The 16,170-nt window shown below is 40.9% G+C and carries 12 protein-coding genes, 1 tRNA gene and 2 rRNA genes; 3 read left to right on the plus strand and 12 right to left on the minus strand.

The window, feature by feature from the left end; genetic code table 11:
* Positions 1-89: 89 nt before the first annotated feature.
* The 6 genes from IGI63_RS07155 to IGI63_RS07180 form a co-directional block, all read right to left on the minus strand.
* A 23S ribosomal RNA gene (locus IGI63_RS07155) occupies positions 90-3,002 on the minus strand.
* Between the two features lie 176 nt (positions 3,003-3,178).
* Positions 3,179-3,251 (minus strand) — tRNA-Ala (locus IGI63_RS07160).
* A 79-nt stretch (positions 3,252-3,330) separates the two neighbouring features.
* A 16S ribosomal RNA gene (locus IGI63_RS07165) occupies positions 3,331-4,893 on the minus strand.
* Together the 16S and 23S rRNA genes with 1 tRNA gene alongside form the textbook arrangement of a ribosomal RNA operon.
* A 434-nt stretch (positions 4,894-5,327) precedes the next feature.
* Positions 5,328-5,576: a hypothetical protein gene (locus IGI63_RS07170; RefSeq protein WP_429975986.1), complete on the minus strand. Its 249-nt coding sequence runs from the start codon at positions 5,574-5,576 to the stop codon at positions 5,328-5,330.
* On the minus strand, positions 5,560-5,931 hold the full coding sequence (locus IGI63_RS07175) for a hypothetical protein (protein ID WP_002385270.1): 372 nt from the start codon (positions 5,929-5,931) through the stop codon (positions 5,560-5,562). The genes IGI63_RS07170 and IGI63_RS07175 overlap by 17 nt, the downstream gene beginning before the upstream one ends.
* A 64-nt stretch (positions 5,932-5,995) precedes the next feature.
* The gene (locus IGI63_RS07180; protein ID WP_002365178.1) at positions 5,996-6,364 is read right to left on the minus strand and encodes a CvfD/Ygs/GSP13 family RNA-binding post-transcriptional regulator; all 369 of its coding nucleotides are present in this window, start codon (positions 6,362-6,364) and stop codon (positions 5,996-5,998) included.
* A 183-nt stretch (positions 6,365-6,547) separates the two neighbouring features.
* Between IGI63_RS07180 and IGI63_RS07185 the strand changes: the two genes are divergently transcribed.
* Complete coding sequence (locus tag IGI63_RS07185) at positions 6,548-7,714, plus strand: MalY/PatB family protein (RefSeq protein WP_429975560.1); 1,167 nt, start codon at positions 6,548-6,550, stop codon at positions 7,712-7,714.
* A gap of 33 nt (positions 7,715-7,747) precedes the next feature.
* Here IGI63_RS07185 and IGI63_RS07190 read toward each other — a convergent pair whose 3' ends face one another.
* A complete protein-coding gene (locus IGI63_RS07190; RefSeq protein WP_002355151.1) occupies positions 7,748-7,954 on the minus strand; it encodes a DUF3955 domain-containing protein in 207 nt (68 codons plus the stop codon).
* Positions 7,955-8,118: 164 nt separating this feature from the next.
* Positions 8,119-8,709: a peptidylprolyl isomerase gene (locus tag IGI63_RS07195; protein ID WP_002361120.1), complete on the minus strand. Its 591-nt coding sequence runs from the start codon at positions 8,707-8,709 to the stop codon at positions 8,119-8,121.
* A gap of 204 nt (positions 8,710-8,913) precedes the next feature.
* Here IGI63_RS07195 and IGI63_RS07200 point away from each other — a divergent pair, with 204 nt between their 5' ends.
* Together IGI63_RS07200 and IGI63_RS07205 are read left to right on the plus strand one after the other, a co-directional pair.
* Positions 8,914-9,924: an NAD(P)/FAD-dependent oxidoreductase gene (locus tag IGI63_RS07200; RefSeq protein WP_002368301.1), complete on the plus strand. Its 1,011-nt coding sequence runs from the start codon at positions 8,914-8,916 to the stop codon at positions 9,922-9,924.
* A gap of 148 nt (positions 9,925-10,072) precedes the next feature.
* The gene (locus IGI63_RS07205) at positions 10,073-11,035 is read left to right on the plus strand and encodes a phosphoglycerate dehydrogenase (protein WP_002355148.1); all 963 of its coding nucleotides are present in this window, start codon (positions 10,073-10,075) and stop codon (positions 11,033-11,035) included.
* A gap of 85 nt (positions 11,036-11,120) precedes the next feature.
* Here IGI63_RS07205 and IGI63_RS07210 read toward each other — a convergent pair whose 3' ends face one another.
* The 4 genes from IGI63_RS07210 to IGI63_RS07225 form a co-directional block, all read right to left on the minus strand.
* Positions 11,121-12,674 carry a bifunctional metallophosphatase/5'-nucleotidase gene (locus IGI63_RS07210; RefSeq protein ID WP_016632810.1) on the minus strand — a complete coding sequence of 518 codons (1,554 nt, stop codon included), beginning with the start codon at positions 12,672-12,674 and terminating at the stop codon, positions 11,121-11,123.
* 97 nt (positions 12,675-12,771) lie between these two features.
* Positions 12,772-14,052 carry an extracellular solute-binding protein gene (locus tag IGI63_RS07215; protein WP_429975561.1) on the minus strand — a complete coding sequence of 427 codons (1,281 nt, stop codon included), beginning with the start codon at positions 14,050-14,052 and terminating at the stop codon, positions 12,772-12,774.
* Positions 14,053-14,075: 23 nt separating this feature from the next.
* Positions 14,076-15,365 (minus strand): MBL fold metallo-hydrolase, encoded by a 1,290-nt coding sequence (locus IGI63_RS07220; RefSeq protein ID WP_429975562.1) that lies wholly within the window; start codon positions 15,363-15,365, stop codon positions 14,076-14,078.
* Positions 15,349-16,167 (minus strand): carbohydrate ABC transporter permease, encoded by an 819-nt coding sequence (locus tag IGI63_RS07225; RefSeq protein ID WP_002355144.1) that lies wholly within the window; start codon positions 16,165-16,167, stop codon positions 15,349-15,351. The genes IGI63_RS07220 and IGI63_RS07225 overlap by 17 nt, the downstream gene beginning before the upstream one ends.
* Positions 16,168-16,170 lie beyond the last annotated feature (3 nt).

Here is a 16,170-nt window from a genome sequence, read left to right on the forward strand (position 1 = left end):
TTGTTTCTTATTGAGTTGAATCTTCATTCACTCAAAACTGGATTGAAGTTTGAATCAAAATAACCAAGTTGCTTTTACTTATCCATTCTTTGGTTAAGTCCTCGACCGATTAGTATTGGTCCGCTCCAACTATCACTAGCCTTCCACTTCCAACCTATCTACCTGATCATCTCTCAGGGGTCTTACTTTCTTAAAGAAATGGGAAATCTCATCTTGAGGTGGGCTTCACACTTAGATGCTTTCAGCGTTTATCCCTTCCCTACATAGCTACCCAGCAATGCCCTTGGCAGAACAACTGGTACACCAGCGGTAAGTCCATCCCGGTCCTCTCGTACTAAGGACAGCTCCTCTCAAATTTCCAACGCCCGCGACGGATAGGGACCGAACTGTCTCACGACGTTCTGAACCCAGCTCGCGTGCCGCTTTAATGGGCGAACAGCCCAACCCTTGGGACCGACTACAGCCCCAGGATGCGACGAGCCGACATCGAGGTGCCAAACCTCCCCGTCGATGTGGACTCTTGGGGGAGATAAGCCTGTTATCCCCAGGGTAGCTTTTATCCGTTGAGCGATGGCCCTTCCATGCGGAACCACCGGATCACTAAGCCCGACTTTCGTCCCTGCTCGACTTGTAGGTCTCGCAGTCAAGCTCCCTTCTGCCTTTACACTCTTCGAATGATTTCCAACCATTCTGAGGGAACCTTTGGGCGCCTCCGTTACCTTTTAGGAGGCGACCGCCCCAGTCAAACTGCCCATCTGACACTGTCTCCCACCACGATTAGTGGTGCGGGTTAGAGGGTTCATAACACAAGGGTAGTATCCCACCAGCGCCTCCTCCGAAACTAGCGTTCCGGTCTCATCGGCTCCTACCTATCCTGTACATGTGGTACAAACACTCAATATCAAACTACAGTAAAGCTCCATGGGGTCTTTCCGTCCTGTCGCGGGTAACCTGCATCTTCACAGGTACTAAAATTTCACCGAGTCTCTCGTTGAGACAGTGCCCAAATCGTTACGCCTTTCGTGCGGGTCGGAACTTACCCGACAAGGAATTTCGCTACCTTAGGACCGTTATAGTTACGGCCGCCGTTTACTGGGGCTTCAATTCTGAGCTTCGCCGAAGCTAACCCATCCTCTTAACCTTCCAGCACCGGGCAGGCGTCAGCCCCTATACTTCATCTTACGATTTTGCAGAGACCTGTGTTTTTGATAAACAGTCGCTTGGGCCTATTCACTGCGGCTGACCGAAGTCAGCACCCCTTCTCCCGAAGTTACGGGGTCATTTTGCCGAGTTCCTTAACGAGAGTTCGCTCGCTCACCTTAGGATACTCTCCTCGACTACCTGTGTCGGTTTACGGTACGGGCAGTTGTTTTCTCACTAGAAGCTTTTCTTGGCAGTGTGACATCAGGAACTTCGCTACTATTATTTCGCTCCCCGTCACAACTTGTCCTTAAAGAGTAAAGCATTTAACTCTACTCAAGACTCATTGCTTGGACATGCACTTCCAATCGCATGTATTCCTTAGCCTACTGCGTCCCTCCATTGCTCAAACAAAAACAACTGGTACAGGAATATCAACCTGTTGTCCATCGCCTACGCCTATCGGCCTCGGCTTAGGTCCCGACTAACCCTGGGCGGACGAGCCTTCCCCAGGAAACCTTAGTCATACGGTGGACAGGATTCTCACCTGTCTTTCGCTACTCATACCGGCATTCTCACTTCTAAGCGCTCCAGCCGTCCTCACGATCGACCTTCAACGCCCTTAGAACGCTCTCCTACCACTACACCTAATGGTGTAGTCCACAGCTTCGGTAATATGTTTAGCCCCGGTACATTTTCGGCGCAGGGTCACTCGACTAGTGAGCTATTACGCACTCTTTAAATGGTGGCTGCTTCTAAGCCAACATCCTAGTTGTCTGTGCAACCCCACATCCTTTTCCACTTAACATATATTTTGGGACCTTAGCTGGTGGTCTGGGCTGTTTCCCTTTCGACTACGGATCTTATCACTCGCAGTCTGACTCCCGGATATAAATGAATGGCATTCGGAGTTTATCTGAATTCGGTAACCCGAGATGGGCCCCTAGTCCAAACAGTGCTCTACCTCCATCATTCTCAATTCCGAGGCTAGCCCTAAAGCTATTTCGGAGAGAACCAGCTATCTCCAAGTTCGTTTGGAATTTCTCCGCTACCCACACCTCATCCCCGCACTTTTCAACGTACGTGGGTTCGGTCCTCCAGTGCGTTTTACCGCACCTTCAACCTGGACATGGGTAGATCACATGGTTTCGGGTCTACGACTACATACTCATTCGCCCTATTCAGACTCGCTTTCGCTGCGGCTCCGTCTCTTCGACTTAACCTCGCATGCAATCGTAACTCGCCGGTTCATTCTACAAAAGGCACGCCATCACTCATTAACGAGCTTTGACTTGTTGTAGGCACACGGTTTCAGGATCTATTTCACTCCCCTTCCGGGGTGCTTTTCACCTTTCCCTCACGGTACTGGTTCACTATCGGTCACTAGGGAGTATTTAGCCTTGCGGGATGGTCCCCGCGGATTCCGACGGAATTTCTCGTGTTCCGCCGTACTCAGGATCCTCCTAGGTGTTGTCAGCATTTCGTCTACGGGGCTTTCACCCTCTTTAGCGGAATTTTCCAAATCCTTCAACTATACTAACAGACTACCATATTGGAGTCCTACAACCCCAACAAGCAAGCTTGTTGGTTTGGGCTCTTCCCGTTTCGCTCGCCGCTACTCAGGGAATCGAATTTTCTTTCTCTTCCTGCAGGTACTAAGATGTTTCAGTTCTCTGCGTCTACCTCTAATCAGCTATGTATTCACTGAAAAGTAATATCCTATAAAAGATATTGGGTTTCCCCATTCGGAAATCTCTGGATCATAGCTTACTTACAGCTCCCCAAAGCATATCGGTGTTAGTCCCGTCCTTCATCGGCTCCTAGTGCCAAGGCATCCACCGTGCGCCCTTATTCACTTAACCTTATCAACCTTACGGTTGGGTCTTGATCACTTCTTCTAGCGATAGAAGGTTAATCAATAAATAAGCAATTGAACTTATTAAAAAACTCATTCAACGCGGTGTTCTCGGTTTGTTTTGATTCTTTTTACTTCAATATCCAGTTTTCAATGAACGAATCTGATAGCAAAAGCTATCAATGGAGCCTAGCGGGATCGAACCGCTGACCTCCTGCGTGCAAAGCAGGCGCTCTCCCAGCTGAGCTAAGGCCCCGAATTTATTTGATTGAGAGTAGACCTCTCAAAACTGAACAAAGTAAAGACGAAATGTGTATTTCCGTAATATTCCTTAGAAAGGAGGTGATCCAGCCGCACCTTCCGATACGGCTACCTTGTTACGACTTCACCCCAATCATCTATCCCACCTTAGGCGGCTGGCTCCCAAAAAGGTTACCTCACCGACTTCGGGTGTTACAAACTCTCGTGGTGTGACGGGCGGTGTGTACAAGGCCCGGGAACGTATTCACCGCGGCGTGCTGATCCGCGATTACTAGCGATTCCGGCTTCATGCAGGCGAGTTGCAGCCTGCAATCCGAACTGAGAGAAGCTTTAAGAGATTTGCATGACCTCGCGGTCTAGCGACTCGTTGTACTTCCCATTGTAGCACGTGTGTAGCCCAGGTCATAAGGGGCATGATGATTTGACGTCATCCCCACCTTCCTCCGGTTTGTCACCGGCAGTCTCGCTAGAGTGCCCAACTAAATGATGGCAACTAACAATAAGGGTTGCGCTCGTTGCGGGACTTAACCCAACATCTCACGACACGAGCTGACGACAACCATGCACCACCTGTCACTTTGTCCCCGAAGGGAAAAGCTCTATCTCTAGAGTGGTCAAAGGATGTCAAGACCTGGTAAGGTTCTTCGCGTTGCTTCGAATTAAACCACATGCTCCACCGCTTGTGCGGGCCCCCGTCAATTCCTTTGAGTTTCAACCTTGCGGTCGTACTCCCCAGGCGGAGTGCTTAATGCGTTTGCTGCAGCACTGAAGGGCGGAAACCCTCCAACACTTAGCACTCATCGTTTACGGCGTGGACTACCAGGGTATCTAATCCTGTTTGCTCCCCACGCTTTCGAGCCTCAGCGTCAGTTACAGACCAGAGAGCCGCCTTCGCCACTGGTGTTCCTCCATATATCTACGCATTTCACCGCTACACATGGAATTCCACTCTCCTCTTCTGCACTCAAGTCTCCCAGTTTCCAATGACCCTCCCCGGTTGAGCCGGGGGCTTTCACATCAGACTTAAGAAACCGCCTGCGCTCGCTTTACGCCCAATAAATCCGGACAACGCTTGCCACCTACGTATTACCGCGGCTGCTGGCACGTAGTTAGCCGTGGCTTTCTGGTTAGATACCGTCAGGGGACGTTCAGTTACTAACGTCCTTGTTCTTCTCTAACAACAGAGTTTTACGATCCGAAAACCTTCTTCACTCACGCGGCGTTGCTCGGTCAGACTTTCGTCCATTGCCGAAGATTCCCTACTGCTGCCTCCCGTAGGAGTCTGGGCCGTGTCTCAGTCCCAGTGTGGCCGATCACCCTCTCAGGTCGGCTATGCATCGTGGCCTTGGTGAGCCGTTACCTCACCAACTAGCTAATGCACCGCGGGTCCATCCATCAGCGACACCCGAAAGCGCCTTTCACTCTTATGCCATGCGGCATAAACTGTTATGCGGTATTAGCACCTGTTTCCAAGTGTTATCCCCCTCTGATGGGTAGGTTACCCACGTGTTACTCACCCGTCCGCCACTCCTCTTTCCAATTGAGTGCAAGCACTCGGGAGGAAAGAAGCGTTCGACTTGCATGTATTAGGCACGCCGCCAGCGTTCGTCCTGAGCCAGGATCAAACTCTCATAATAAAAGTTAGAACAATCTTTCGATTGTTAAGCTCAATTTGTTTGCTAGCATATTGCTTGCTTGTTAAAAATGTTTGTTGTCTCGAATTGAATCAAGACGCCCTACACATTTGGTTCGTCTATTCTTTGTTCAGTTTTCAAAGGTCTACGTTACCTCGCAGCAACTTTTATATCATAACAAACTTTCGTTTGAATGTCAAGAACTTTTTTAAAAAAGTTTTTTTAAGTTGTTTTGCTCGGTTGTTGTCATCTGTTGTGACAACTTCTATATCTTATCATCTCGTTTGTTATTTGTCAACAACTTTTTTGTTGTTTTTTCAAACTTTTTTCGAGAGATTTGAAATCAAGAATTGTTATTTAATTATTGATTTCTGAATCGCTCAGCTGTGTGACTCGCCTTGCGACATGTAATAATATATCAAGATTTTGATGTTTGGTCAACACTTTTTTTCAAAAAAATTAAAAGAAGTTTTCAATCTGTTTTCATTCTTTTCAATTATTTCGTTTTTAAACTTTTTAAATCCTAATTGTCTATCAAAACAGTTTAATTCCTTACTAAAAATCGAACAATTTGAATCATATATTTGAAATAGTTCGATTAACCTTTTTACATACAACATAAAAAAAGAAAGAATCTGTTCGATTATCGACAGATTCTTTCTTTTTTGTTTAAAACATTGGGACACCTTCAATATGATATTTTGACCAAATCGTTTTTAATTCTGCAGGTGCTACCCATGTATAGTCTTTATCCATTTCATTTTTAAGTGCTTGTTCATCCATCTCGAAGACAAACAGCGGAACATTTTCTTTATTGATATGCGCGTTAGTTAATTCTACTAAGCTAATTGAAGTAACGTCCAATTGAACCTCTTCTTTGAACCATTGTAGCATACTAGCTAAACCCGTCATCTCATCAGAAACTTTTGCCATCGCAAACTCAATCGCTTCACCTATTGGATGCATCAAAAATTTTTTACTACCATCGTTTAAGTTCAGTATGATTGTTCCAGCGACTTTTTTGTTAGACACGACATCCACCTCAATTAATTTTTAGATTCACTAACAAAAGAAATTGTAACACACTTTCTGAAAAAATACAGAATTATTTTTCAAGCAACTTATCCATTGCTTCATCAATCCATTCTGGAAGTTCTTTGTCTAAGGTTGCAAAGCCAATTTTTTTATTCTTATCCGTAAAATATTTTTTGCGTCGATGGTTCACTGAATGAACTTTGTCTTCAAGGGTTCGTAAAGATAAGCTAATCTTTTGAGAATATTCATCAACATCAATAACTTGAACGGTTACTTTTTGTCCAACAGTTAAGAGTCCATGGATATTTTTAGTAAAGCCAGCTTGTACTTCCGAAACATGAATCAGTCCTTGTGTTTCTTCGTCTAAAGAAACAAATGCGCCATATGGTTGAAGTCCGGTAATTGTGCCAGAAAGTACCATACCAATTTTGTACTTCATCAAATTTCCTCTTTTCATACGATAAATTTCTTTTTCCGTTTCTACTCATTTAAAATAATAGCATTTTTTCAACGTTTGTGCATTATTTCTTCCCTAGTTGTTAAAACTATTGTTTCATCTTTTAAGCAAAATCTACTATACTATAGGAAGTAAGACTTTATATAGAAGAAAAGGAGTTATCTTATGTTTAATTTTAATGAAACCATTGAGCGTCGCCACACGAATTGTGTTAAATGGGACACCGTTGAAACGAGTTACCACGAAAAAGATTTACTACCTTTATGGGTTGCTGATATGGATTTCAAAGTACATCAGCCTATTCTTGATGCCTTGTCACAAGTTATTGAACAGGGCATTCTAGGATATGCGGTGGCACCTAATGAACTGTATCAAGCAATTCAAGATTGGCAACGGCAACACCATCAATTGATTGTTGAAAAAGAAGAAATTTTGTTTAATAGTGGCGTGGTACCCAGTTTGGCCACAGCCGTTCAAGCGTATACAGCACCTGCTGATTCTGTCATGATTTGTGATCCAGTCTACCCCCCTTTTGCAGATGTGGTAAAACAAAATGAGCGTAGACTCGTGCGACATTCCTTACTAGAAGTTAACGGACATTATGAAGTTGATTTGGTTAAAATGGAACAACAGATAATCGAAGAAAAGGTGAAACTGTTACTTTTTTGTAATCCCCATAATCCTGGTGGACGTGTTTGGATAAAAGAAGAATTGCTAGCAATTGGCCGTTTATGCCAAAAACACCAAGTAACTGTGGTTAGCGATGAAATTCATCAGGATTTGATTTTCAAACCGCATACCTTCACTTCCTTCACTGTCGCTGATGAAGCATTTAAGGAATTCACTGTTACCTTAACAGCGGCAACCAAAACCTTTAATTTAGCGGGGATTAAAAATTCAATGCTGTTCATTCCTAATGAAAAACTACGGCAATCTTTCGTATCTTTACAAGACAAAAATCATCAAGGCGGCATCAATACTTTTGGCTACGTTGGAACGGCAGCTGCCTATCAAACAGGGGAGGAATGGCTAACGGCATTACTTGATTATTTAAAAGAAAATATTGATTTTGCCCTTTCTTTTTTCCGTGAAGAGATGCCTAGCGTTCGTGTAATGGAGCCTGAAGGGACCTATCTTTTATGGTTAGACTTTAGTTCTTATTCACTAACGGATCGAGAACTTCGCGATACCTTAATTCATAAGGGGAAAGTGGTTCTAAATCCAGGAATTAGTTTTGGTCCCCAAGGTTCTCAACACATGCGTTTAAACTTAGCTTGTTCAAAAGAAACTCTCGAAGAAGGCCTTTTACGTATCAAAAAAGCCTTTAATTAAAAACAGCTGTCCTAGTTTTTAGGACAGCTGTTTTTAATTCTTTCTTTTGCGTTTAGCTAAATAAACTCTGACGAACCAGATACCTGAAAATAGAAGTAAAATTTCTCCAATTATTATTGTATAAAATCCTGGTTCATGAACGATTCCTTGCTGATCTACATACGTAAAAAACGTTCCTATAAATGGGAGTATTACTGCAAACAAAGCCAAGGCCATTGGATATCTGTATTTTTCTAACAAATTCGCTTCCTCTCCTTCTATTCTTTAACTCAGTATCCTATAAAGACTTCATTAAAAGAAGCGATTTGGATGCTTTTAAAAAAAAGTTAGTCGTTTTAAGAAAAAAATAAAGAGTACCAACGAATTTGTCCCTCGTTGGTACTCTCTTTTTCAATTGGTTAAACTTATTCACCAATGATTTCAACTGTGTCCATCACGACGTCAAATGTTGGACGGTCTTGGGCATCCCGTTGGACTCCACCAATTTCATCCACTACATCCATACCATCAACAACATGACCAAAAACAGTATGACGGAAGTCTAACCAAGGTGTTCCGCCTTGTTTGTAAGCTTCAATAATTTCTTCTGGAAAACCAGCGTCTTCTAACTGACTCATCATTTGAGCTGGAACATTTTGATTAGTAACAACAAAGAATTGGCTACCATTTGTGTTAGGACCAGCATTTGCCATTGACAATGCGCCACGCAAATTGAAAACATCCCGAGAAAATTCATCCTCAAATGCTTCTCCATAAATACTTTCGCCGCCCATTCCTGTTCCGGTTGGGTCACCGCCTTGAATCATAAAATCAGGAATCACACGATGGAAAATAACGCCATCATAGTAGCCCTTTTTCGCTAATTCAACAAAATTTTCAACCGTTTTAGGCGCTTGTTCTGGGAATAATTGAACAGTGATGTCGCCTCGGTTTGTTTTAATGACCGCTTTTGGGCCTTTAGCATTTTCTAAATCTAATTGTGGAAATTGTGACATGAGAATGTCCTCCTAGATAATTATTTTATAGTTCCATCATATCGAAAAATGCTGAAAATTGCTATGATCTTTTTCCAATGATTAAAGAATGCTTTGATTCGTTAGCCAAACTTGCTTTTTTCGAAAAGCCGTGCTATTTTGTGAAGTGTTCGCAAAACGATCAATAGTTGTCTCAACCCTAAATGAATTAGGAGGAATTTTCAAATGTCTGATGAAAAAGATATTTATGATTTAACAATTATCGGCGGCGGTCCTGTTGGATTATTTGCCGCTTTTTATGCGGGAATTCGTAAAGCGAAAACGAAAATCATTGATAGCCTGCCGCAATTAGGTGGTCAGCTAACAATGCTGTATCCCGAAAAATATATTTATGATATTCCTGGATTCCCTGCTATTAAAGCCGGTGAGTTAATTGCCAATTTGGAAAAACAGATGCAGCCATTTCAGCACGATGTTTGTTTGGAAGAAGAGGTCACACACCTTGCACAGGAAGCAGATGGACTTTTGCGCTTAGACACAACTAAAGGCACACATTATTCTAAAACGGTTATCTTTGCGATTGGTAACGGCGCTTTCCAACCTCGACGTTTAGCTATCGAAAATGTTGAAGCCTTTGAAGGTGAGTCAATCCATTATTATGTGACTGACATGAAAAAATTCGCTGGCAAAAAAGTTGCGATTGCTGGTGGCGGCGATTCCGCAATTGACTGGGCTTTAATGCTAGAAAACGTTGCAGAAGAAGTATCTATTATCCATCGTCGCCCACAATTTCGCGGCCACGAACATAGCGTGGAACAACTAGAAAAATCTAGCGTTTCTATCAGAACTCCTTATATCATTAGTGATATTTTAAAGGAAAATGAAACGTTCACAGGCATCCAATTAACGGAGACAAAAGGTGACCAAACATTGGATCTCCCTCTGGATGATTTAATTATCAATTATGGCTTCACTTCTTCTTTAACACACCTCAAAGAATGGGGATTAGACGTTTCTAGAAATGCTATTAATGTTCATTCCGATATGTCAACTAACATTCCTGGTGTATACGCTGTAGGGGATATCTGTTCCTATGAGGGAAAAGTGAAATTAATCGCTACAGGATTTGGTGAGGCACCTACTGCCGTAAATAATGCTTTACATTACTTACGGCCCGATGCTCGACGTCAACCAGTTCATAGTACAAGTTTATTTGAAAACGGCGTACCTAAATAAGGTTAGCACTGGACTTTAGCAGTTTTTAAGCCAAGGACAAAAATCTAAATCGGATTTTTGTCCTTGGCTTTCTGCTTTACTGAAAAGCCTTTCTTTTTCTCTTTTAAATTTATTTTTGATACAATAAAAAGTGCTAGGAGGAAGAAAGATGAACCAACCAATTATTTATTTAAATGAAGTATTCAATGAAGAACAACTGGAACAAGTGAAAGCTGTGGCGCCCAATTATCTAGTTAAAACATCTACCGATCATTTATCCTCTGCTGAAGAAGAGGCAATCGAAATTATGTTAGGCTGGCATAAAGAAATTGGTCCGCGTTTATTAGCCTCTGATACTAGTCACCTAAAATGGATTCAGCTCATTTCTGCTGGTGCTGATTATATGGATTTTGATAAATTAAGAGAAAAAGGCATTCTGTTGTCTAATGGTAGCGGAATCCATAGTGTTTCTATCTCAGAACATGTTTTAGGCGTTTTATTAGCACATACCCGCGGACTGCAAGAAAGTATCCAACAACAAATGCAACACACATGGAATCAAACAGCCCCTTCCTATCAACAACTTTCTGGGCAAAAAATGTTAATCGTAGGCACCGGGCAAATCGGACAACAATTAGCTAAATTTGCTAAAGGTTTAAATCTTCAAGTTTATGGCGTGAATACCTCTGGACATGTGACGGAAGGCTTCATTGAATGCTATTCACAGAAGAATATGAGTAAAATTATCCATGAAATGTCCATTGTTGTGAACATTCTTCCTTTGACTGAAACAACAAAACATTTATACAATCAGGCACTTTTTGAAAAAATGGCTCCTGAAACAATTTTCGTAAATGTTGGTCGAGGCGCCTCAGTTGCAACGAACGATTTGATAACTGCCTTAAACAATAAAACCATTGCTTTTGCTGCCTTAGATGTCTTTGAAGAAGAACCTCTTCCCGAAGATAGCCCTTTATGGGAGATGCAGAATGTTTTATTAACACCTCATATTTCTGGCATGACACCGAAGTTCAAATCAAAATTACTGGCGATTTTTATTCCAAACTTAAATCAATTTGTGACGGATCAGACCCTCGTCAAAAACCAAGTTTCCTTAAAAAAAGGCTATTAACTCAAAAAAGGCCTTCAACCATCTTTCAAGTAATTGCATGGTTGAAGGCTTTTTTTTGCTTTTTTTTGCTTTTTTTTGATATTTTTTACCAGATAACCTTGAAGTTATCATTTGTCGACGCTTGAATGATTGGATGTTTTTTCAAATATTCTGCAATCAGTTCCGTCATGTCAATTTGAATTTCTCGAATAATTTTTTCAGGTTGGAACATTTGATAGTTTCCGCCACCGACTGCTCGGTATTGATTTGTCACGATTTCCAAAACATCTTCTGCTTGCACTGCTTTGCCATGATAATTAAGTTTCGTCACTCTTTCACCAAACGGTTGTCTTAAATCAAGCGTATACTCAATGCCTTCATACATATCATAATTATAGTATTGTGGTTTTGGATCGACATATTTCGGGTTAAAAATTGGTTGGCCTTTTTCTAACACAAAATAAGTAGCGCTTTGTTCTAACGCTTCACGGAGGTCTTGTCCAGTGACACGCAATACAGCCAAAGTATTTGGATAAATGTAGTTGGTAATGATATCGCGCATCGTAATTTGATTATTAAACCCTTTGCCTTCATTGTTAAAAAGTGCAGTCCCTGAAATATCCGTTCCGCTTGAAGCCATTTGGACGTTATTAATAAATTCTATATATGGATGTTCTTTGAGGCGTACGGCATTCGGATTTTGAATCGTCATATCCCCTTCCACATTTCCCACTGGTTGATCAAGCCACTCTTCTACCTCGTCATGTAACGCTGTTGTCAAAGCTAAAACTTCTGTATCTGGTTGTTCGTTTCCAACAGGATGAATAGCTGCGTCACTTCCAATAACGCGATAGCCTTTAGCCATAGGTTCAATTTCTAAAGTAATTTCTCCAACGAAAGCTCCTCGAAAACCTGGTTGAATCACAGGTATTCCATTCAGTTTTGTAGCAATTTCTCGATGTTGGTGACCAGTGACTAAGGCATCAATCCCAGGAACTTTTTCCAATAAATCGTAGCCTTCATTTTCTCCTGTTAGTAATTCCGTGGGTTCCCCTGTTTCTAAATCTTTTTCAAAACCGCCATGGTAAGCGACAACAACTAGGTCTGCTTCTTCCCGCAGTTTTGGCACGTATTCCGCCGCTGTTTCAACGACACTTTTAAACGTTAAATCTTTGACTGTTGCCGGCTGTTCCCAATGAGGAATATATTGAGTCGTCACGCCAAGGATGGCTACTTTAACCCCTTGTTTTTCTATGATGACATACGGCTGACCGAAATAAGGTTGTCCATCTTTACCAAGAATATTGGCAGCTAAAACTGGCTGTTGATAACTGGCAATCGTTTCCTTTAAATAATCTAATCCGTAATTAAATTCATGGTTACCTAAAATGCTAACATCATAATTCATTTGATTAATGATTTTAGTGATGGCTTCCACTGAATGTGTTTCTGCTTTTCTTACGTAGTAACTAAGCGGCGAACCTTGAATAAAATCCCCATTTTCAATTTGAAAAACTGGTCCTTCGGCAGACGCACGTAACTTTTTCAGCATGGTTGCTGCTTTTGCGGTTCCAAAAGGCAAATCCATCTTTTTTTCACTATAACTTGTCGGCATAATATACCCATGCATATCACTTGTTGCTAAAATTTTTATTTGCATTTTGTTTCTCTCCTTCTTCCGCCCAAAAGAACAGGAAGGTTAGAACACGAGCCATAACGACTCAGATCCCAACCTCCCACGTCTGTTTATTTATTGATTATTGGTTCCATGCTTGTTCAAATTGTGATGTTGCATCTTTCAATAATTTTTTCGTGTCTTTATTTGATGAAGCAAAAATACTTTCCATAATTGTCCGCATTTCATTATAGGCTGAATCAGCATTTTCTTCTACTGGGATAGCGAATAAATCTTTTACTGCGTTTTCAAGTTGTGCAGGTACTTTGGTTGTCTTAGAATTTTTGTACTCATCACTGTGTAAAACAGATTCTAAAATTGGCATATAACCTGTTTGTTGTGCCCAGTACAATTGTGAATCAGGAGTAGCTAAGAATTTCATGAATTCAAATGCCGCTGTCCGTTGTTCTGGCGTAGCACTATCGAACATATAAATATCTGTTCCTTGTTGTAAGTTGATTTTTTCAGGACGTGGTGCAACACCGTATTCATAGCCACCAGCTTCAGCATCTTTTTGAACAAAACCAGCACCAGCAATACTACCGACAAACATTGCTACCTTTTTGTTTGCAAATGGGCCAGATAAATATTTATCTGAACCAGCTGTGCGGAAGTAACCTGCTTCGATACCATCACGGTAATAGTCCACGACTTCTTGTGAATTTTTGCTTGTTAAATCTAAGTCTTTATTAAAATCAACGCCTTTGTTTTTCATCCCAATTGCGTAATAGTTATTTAACGAGTCAAAACCAGCACCAACGACTTCTTTGTTGGATTTTTCGTAAATTGTTTTAGAAGCTTCTTTTAATTCCTCTAATGTTTTCGGTACTTCAACACCATATTCTTTCAACAAATCAGCATTATAGAATAACATTTCTGTCGATTTATTAAATGGAATGCCGTATTGTTTGCCGTCGATTTTGGCGCCGTCTAACAATACTTCACGAATTGGCTCTGCATCTTTCCAGCCGATTGTGTCATCATCCATATATGGTTTTAAGTCCACTAACATTTCATCTTGTGCAGCATTCCATAACCAGCCTGGGTACGCCTGCGTAATTGTTGGTAAATCTTTTGGTGAAGTTAAAGTCGAATTGATTTTGGCTTGTAAATCAGGGTAAGCAGATTGATTTTGTAATTCCACTTTAATTTTTGGATTTTCTTTCATGAAGTCTTTCGTTAATTTTGTTAACGCTTCTTCTTGAATCCCATTCATTGCATGCCAGAAAGTGATTGTCGTATCTTCCTTCACTTCTTTCACAATATCGTTTGATTCTTTGGCCCCATTACCGTTACCACAAGCCCCCAATGCGAAAATAGCTGCGGTTGCTAACACTGTTGTTGCTAGAGTTTTGAACTTCATTTTTTTCTCTCCCTTAAAAAAATTTATAAAACAATTTGCTCGCCACGTTCTGGCAATATTCTTTCACCATACGGGTTTTCCAGTTTTTCTGGTTTTAACGTATGGATTGGAACCAATACTTGAGGTTCAATCAATGCAATAATTTTATCCAGATCTTCTGGAATTGCATGTCCTGAACAAGCTAAACGGACAAAAGTAATGTCTTTTTTAGCCAACAAATTTAAAAACACGCGATACTGTGGATCAAAGTCCCCTAACGGTTGCGCATCACTGTGAATGTATAAACTACCTTCTTGGAGGTTGTCAAACTGGTTCACAACTTGCCACAAATAGTCTGTTTTGTCCTTTAGTAACGTGTCATACGGGATTTCTAACGCTGGATTCAATTCTGGTATTTTACCAGATTCAGCATAATAATAACGAACTTCTATTCCAAATACTTCAAGTAACAACGTAGCCATATTTGCTTCTAAAACGACTGTACGTGGTGACTTTTCAATAATCTTAGCAAAACGTTCCACGTTTGCTGGATAACCATTAAAGGTAATTTGTCGATTCGGGTTTTCTAGTTCTAAACGAACCAAGTGCTGAACAAGATCTTCTTCACTGACAACCGCTATTTGGGCTGGATCTGGTTCACGTTCTGGGAAGCTAATGCTTACGCCTTCCATCATTAATAATTCAGTATGTTTAGCTTTTTCACAAAAAGCTAAAGTCTCTTCACGATTATGGCCATGTAAGCGCAAATCACCTGTGTATGTGATGAAATGGCCAGGCGTGCGAATCAGTAATGCCGAAGCACCGTACGCATCATGATCAACAGGCACGATTTCCACTGAAATTTCGCCAACTTTAATCACATCGTTTTTATTAAGACCAATCATTTCTCGGGTAAAATTCTTTTCTTCAAACGGTGATGGAATCAAAAAATCACCTTTGCGATTTAAACTATTTAGAATCATCTTCGTTTCTTTTAATGTGTACAACGGAACAGCTGGGTCTAAATAATTAATCATGCGCGAATGATCTAAATGGGCATGAGATAAGAAAACAGCTGTGTGTTGATACTCTTTGTCTTCTGTACCATGATATTCATAACCTAAACGTGGATCATATAAGTCTTTTAATTCTGGCACTAAACGATTATTAATTAAGGTTTCAATGTGATCATCGGGCAAATCTAATTCTGGTCGAAATTCTGTACCAAAATCAAAGAAGATGTGGGCATCTTTATACGCCACTTCAATCACGGTTCCTCCAATTGTTAAAATGCCACTGTGAAAAGTCACAGTTGTTTTAGCCTTTGATTCCATTTTTTGCAACTCCTCTGATAATTTCTTTTCTGAAAATCAAGTAAATAATTAAAATTGGAATAACGGTTAATGTTGCAGCAGCCATTTGTAAATGTACGTCACTACCGCTCTCTGTCGCAAAGGCCGATAGTCCATTATTTAATAGACGGTATTTTTTCTCATTCGTCACCAACAATGGCCACAAGAAAGAATTCCAACTAGAAATAAATGTTAAAATCCCTACTGTTACCAACGCTGGTTTTGACATTGGTACTAAAATACGCCAAATATATTCTAAATCACTAGCGCCATCAATCTTGGCAGCCTTGTAAAAAGTATCAGGAATACCTTTTAAATAACCGTTTAAATAGTAAATATAAAAAATACTAGTCAAAAATGGAATAATTAAGGCGCTGTAAGTATTTAACAAACCTAATTGCGCAATCGTTTGATAATTGGTAAAAATAATAGATTCATACGGAACCATTAACAACGAAATCATCAAAGCAATGACCACATTTTTAAAACGGAACTTCAAACTCGTTAACGCGAATGAAGCTAACACGGCGGTGACTACCGTAGCAATCGTTGTAACGCCTGAAACAAAGACTGTGTTCAAGAAATACCGAAGAAAGGGTGCTTTTTGAAAGACCTCTGTGTAGTTTTGCCATTGTGGTTGTTTTGGAAACATGGTTGGCGGCATGCTGGTCGCTTCAGAGTAACTCATTAAACCAGCTAAAATCATATAGACAAATGGAAATAACGTAATAACGGCTAAAATGCCTAAGAAAACAAATGCGATAATCGTTAAAACTTTTTTCATTGG

The sequence above is a fragment of the Enterococcus sp. DIV0086 genome (assembly GCF_050498705.1).
In the GTDB taxonomy this organism is placed as follows: Bacteria; Bacillota; Bacilli; order Lactobacillales; family Enterococcaceae; genus Enterococcus; species Enterococcus faecalis.

Coding starts and splice junctions, on each gene's coding strand:
- IGI63_RS07205 (WP_002355148.1), top strand. CDS start 10,073: ATGAACCAACCAATTATTTATTTAAATGAAGTATTCAATGAAGAACAA.
- IGI63_RS07180 (WP_002365178.1), bottom strand. CDS start 6,364: ATGAAGTACAAAATTGGTATGGTACTTTCTGGCACAATTACCGGACTT.
- IGI63_RS07215 (WP_429975561.1), bottom strand. CDS start 14,052: ATGAAGTTCAAAACTCTAGCAACAACAGTGTTAGCAACCGCAGCTATT.
- IGI63_RS07195 (WP_002361120.1), bottom strand. CDS start 8,709: ATGTCACAATTTCCACAATTAGATTTAGAAAATGCTAAAGGCCCAAAA.
- IGI63_RS07220 (WP_429975562.1), bottom strand. CDS start 15,365: ATGGAATCAAAGGCTAAAACAACTGTGACTTTTCACAGTGGCATTTTA.
- IGI63_RS07210 (WP_016632810.1), bottom strand. CDS start 12,674: ATGCAAATAAAAATTTTAGCAACAAGTGATATGCATGGGTATATTATG.
- IGI63_RS07200 (WP_002368301.1), top strand. CDS start 8,914: ATGTCTGATGAAAAAGATATTTATGATTTAACAATTATCGGCGGCGGT.
- IGI63_RS07185 (WP_429975560.1), top strand. CDS start 6,548: ATGTTTAATTTTAATGAAACCATTGAGCGTCGCCACACGAATTGTGTT.
- IGI63_RS07225 (WP_002355144.1), bottom strand. CDS start 16,167: ATGAAAAAAGTTTTAACGATTATCGCATTTGTTTTCTTAGGCATTTTA.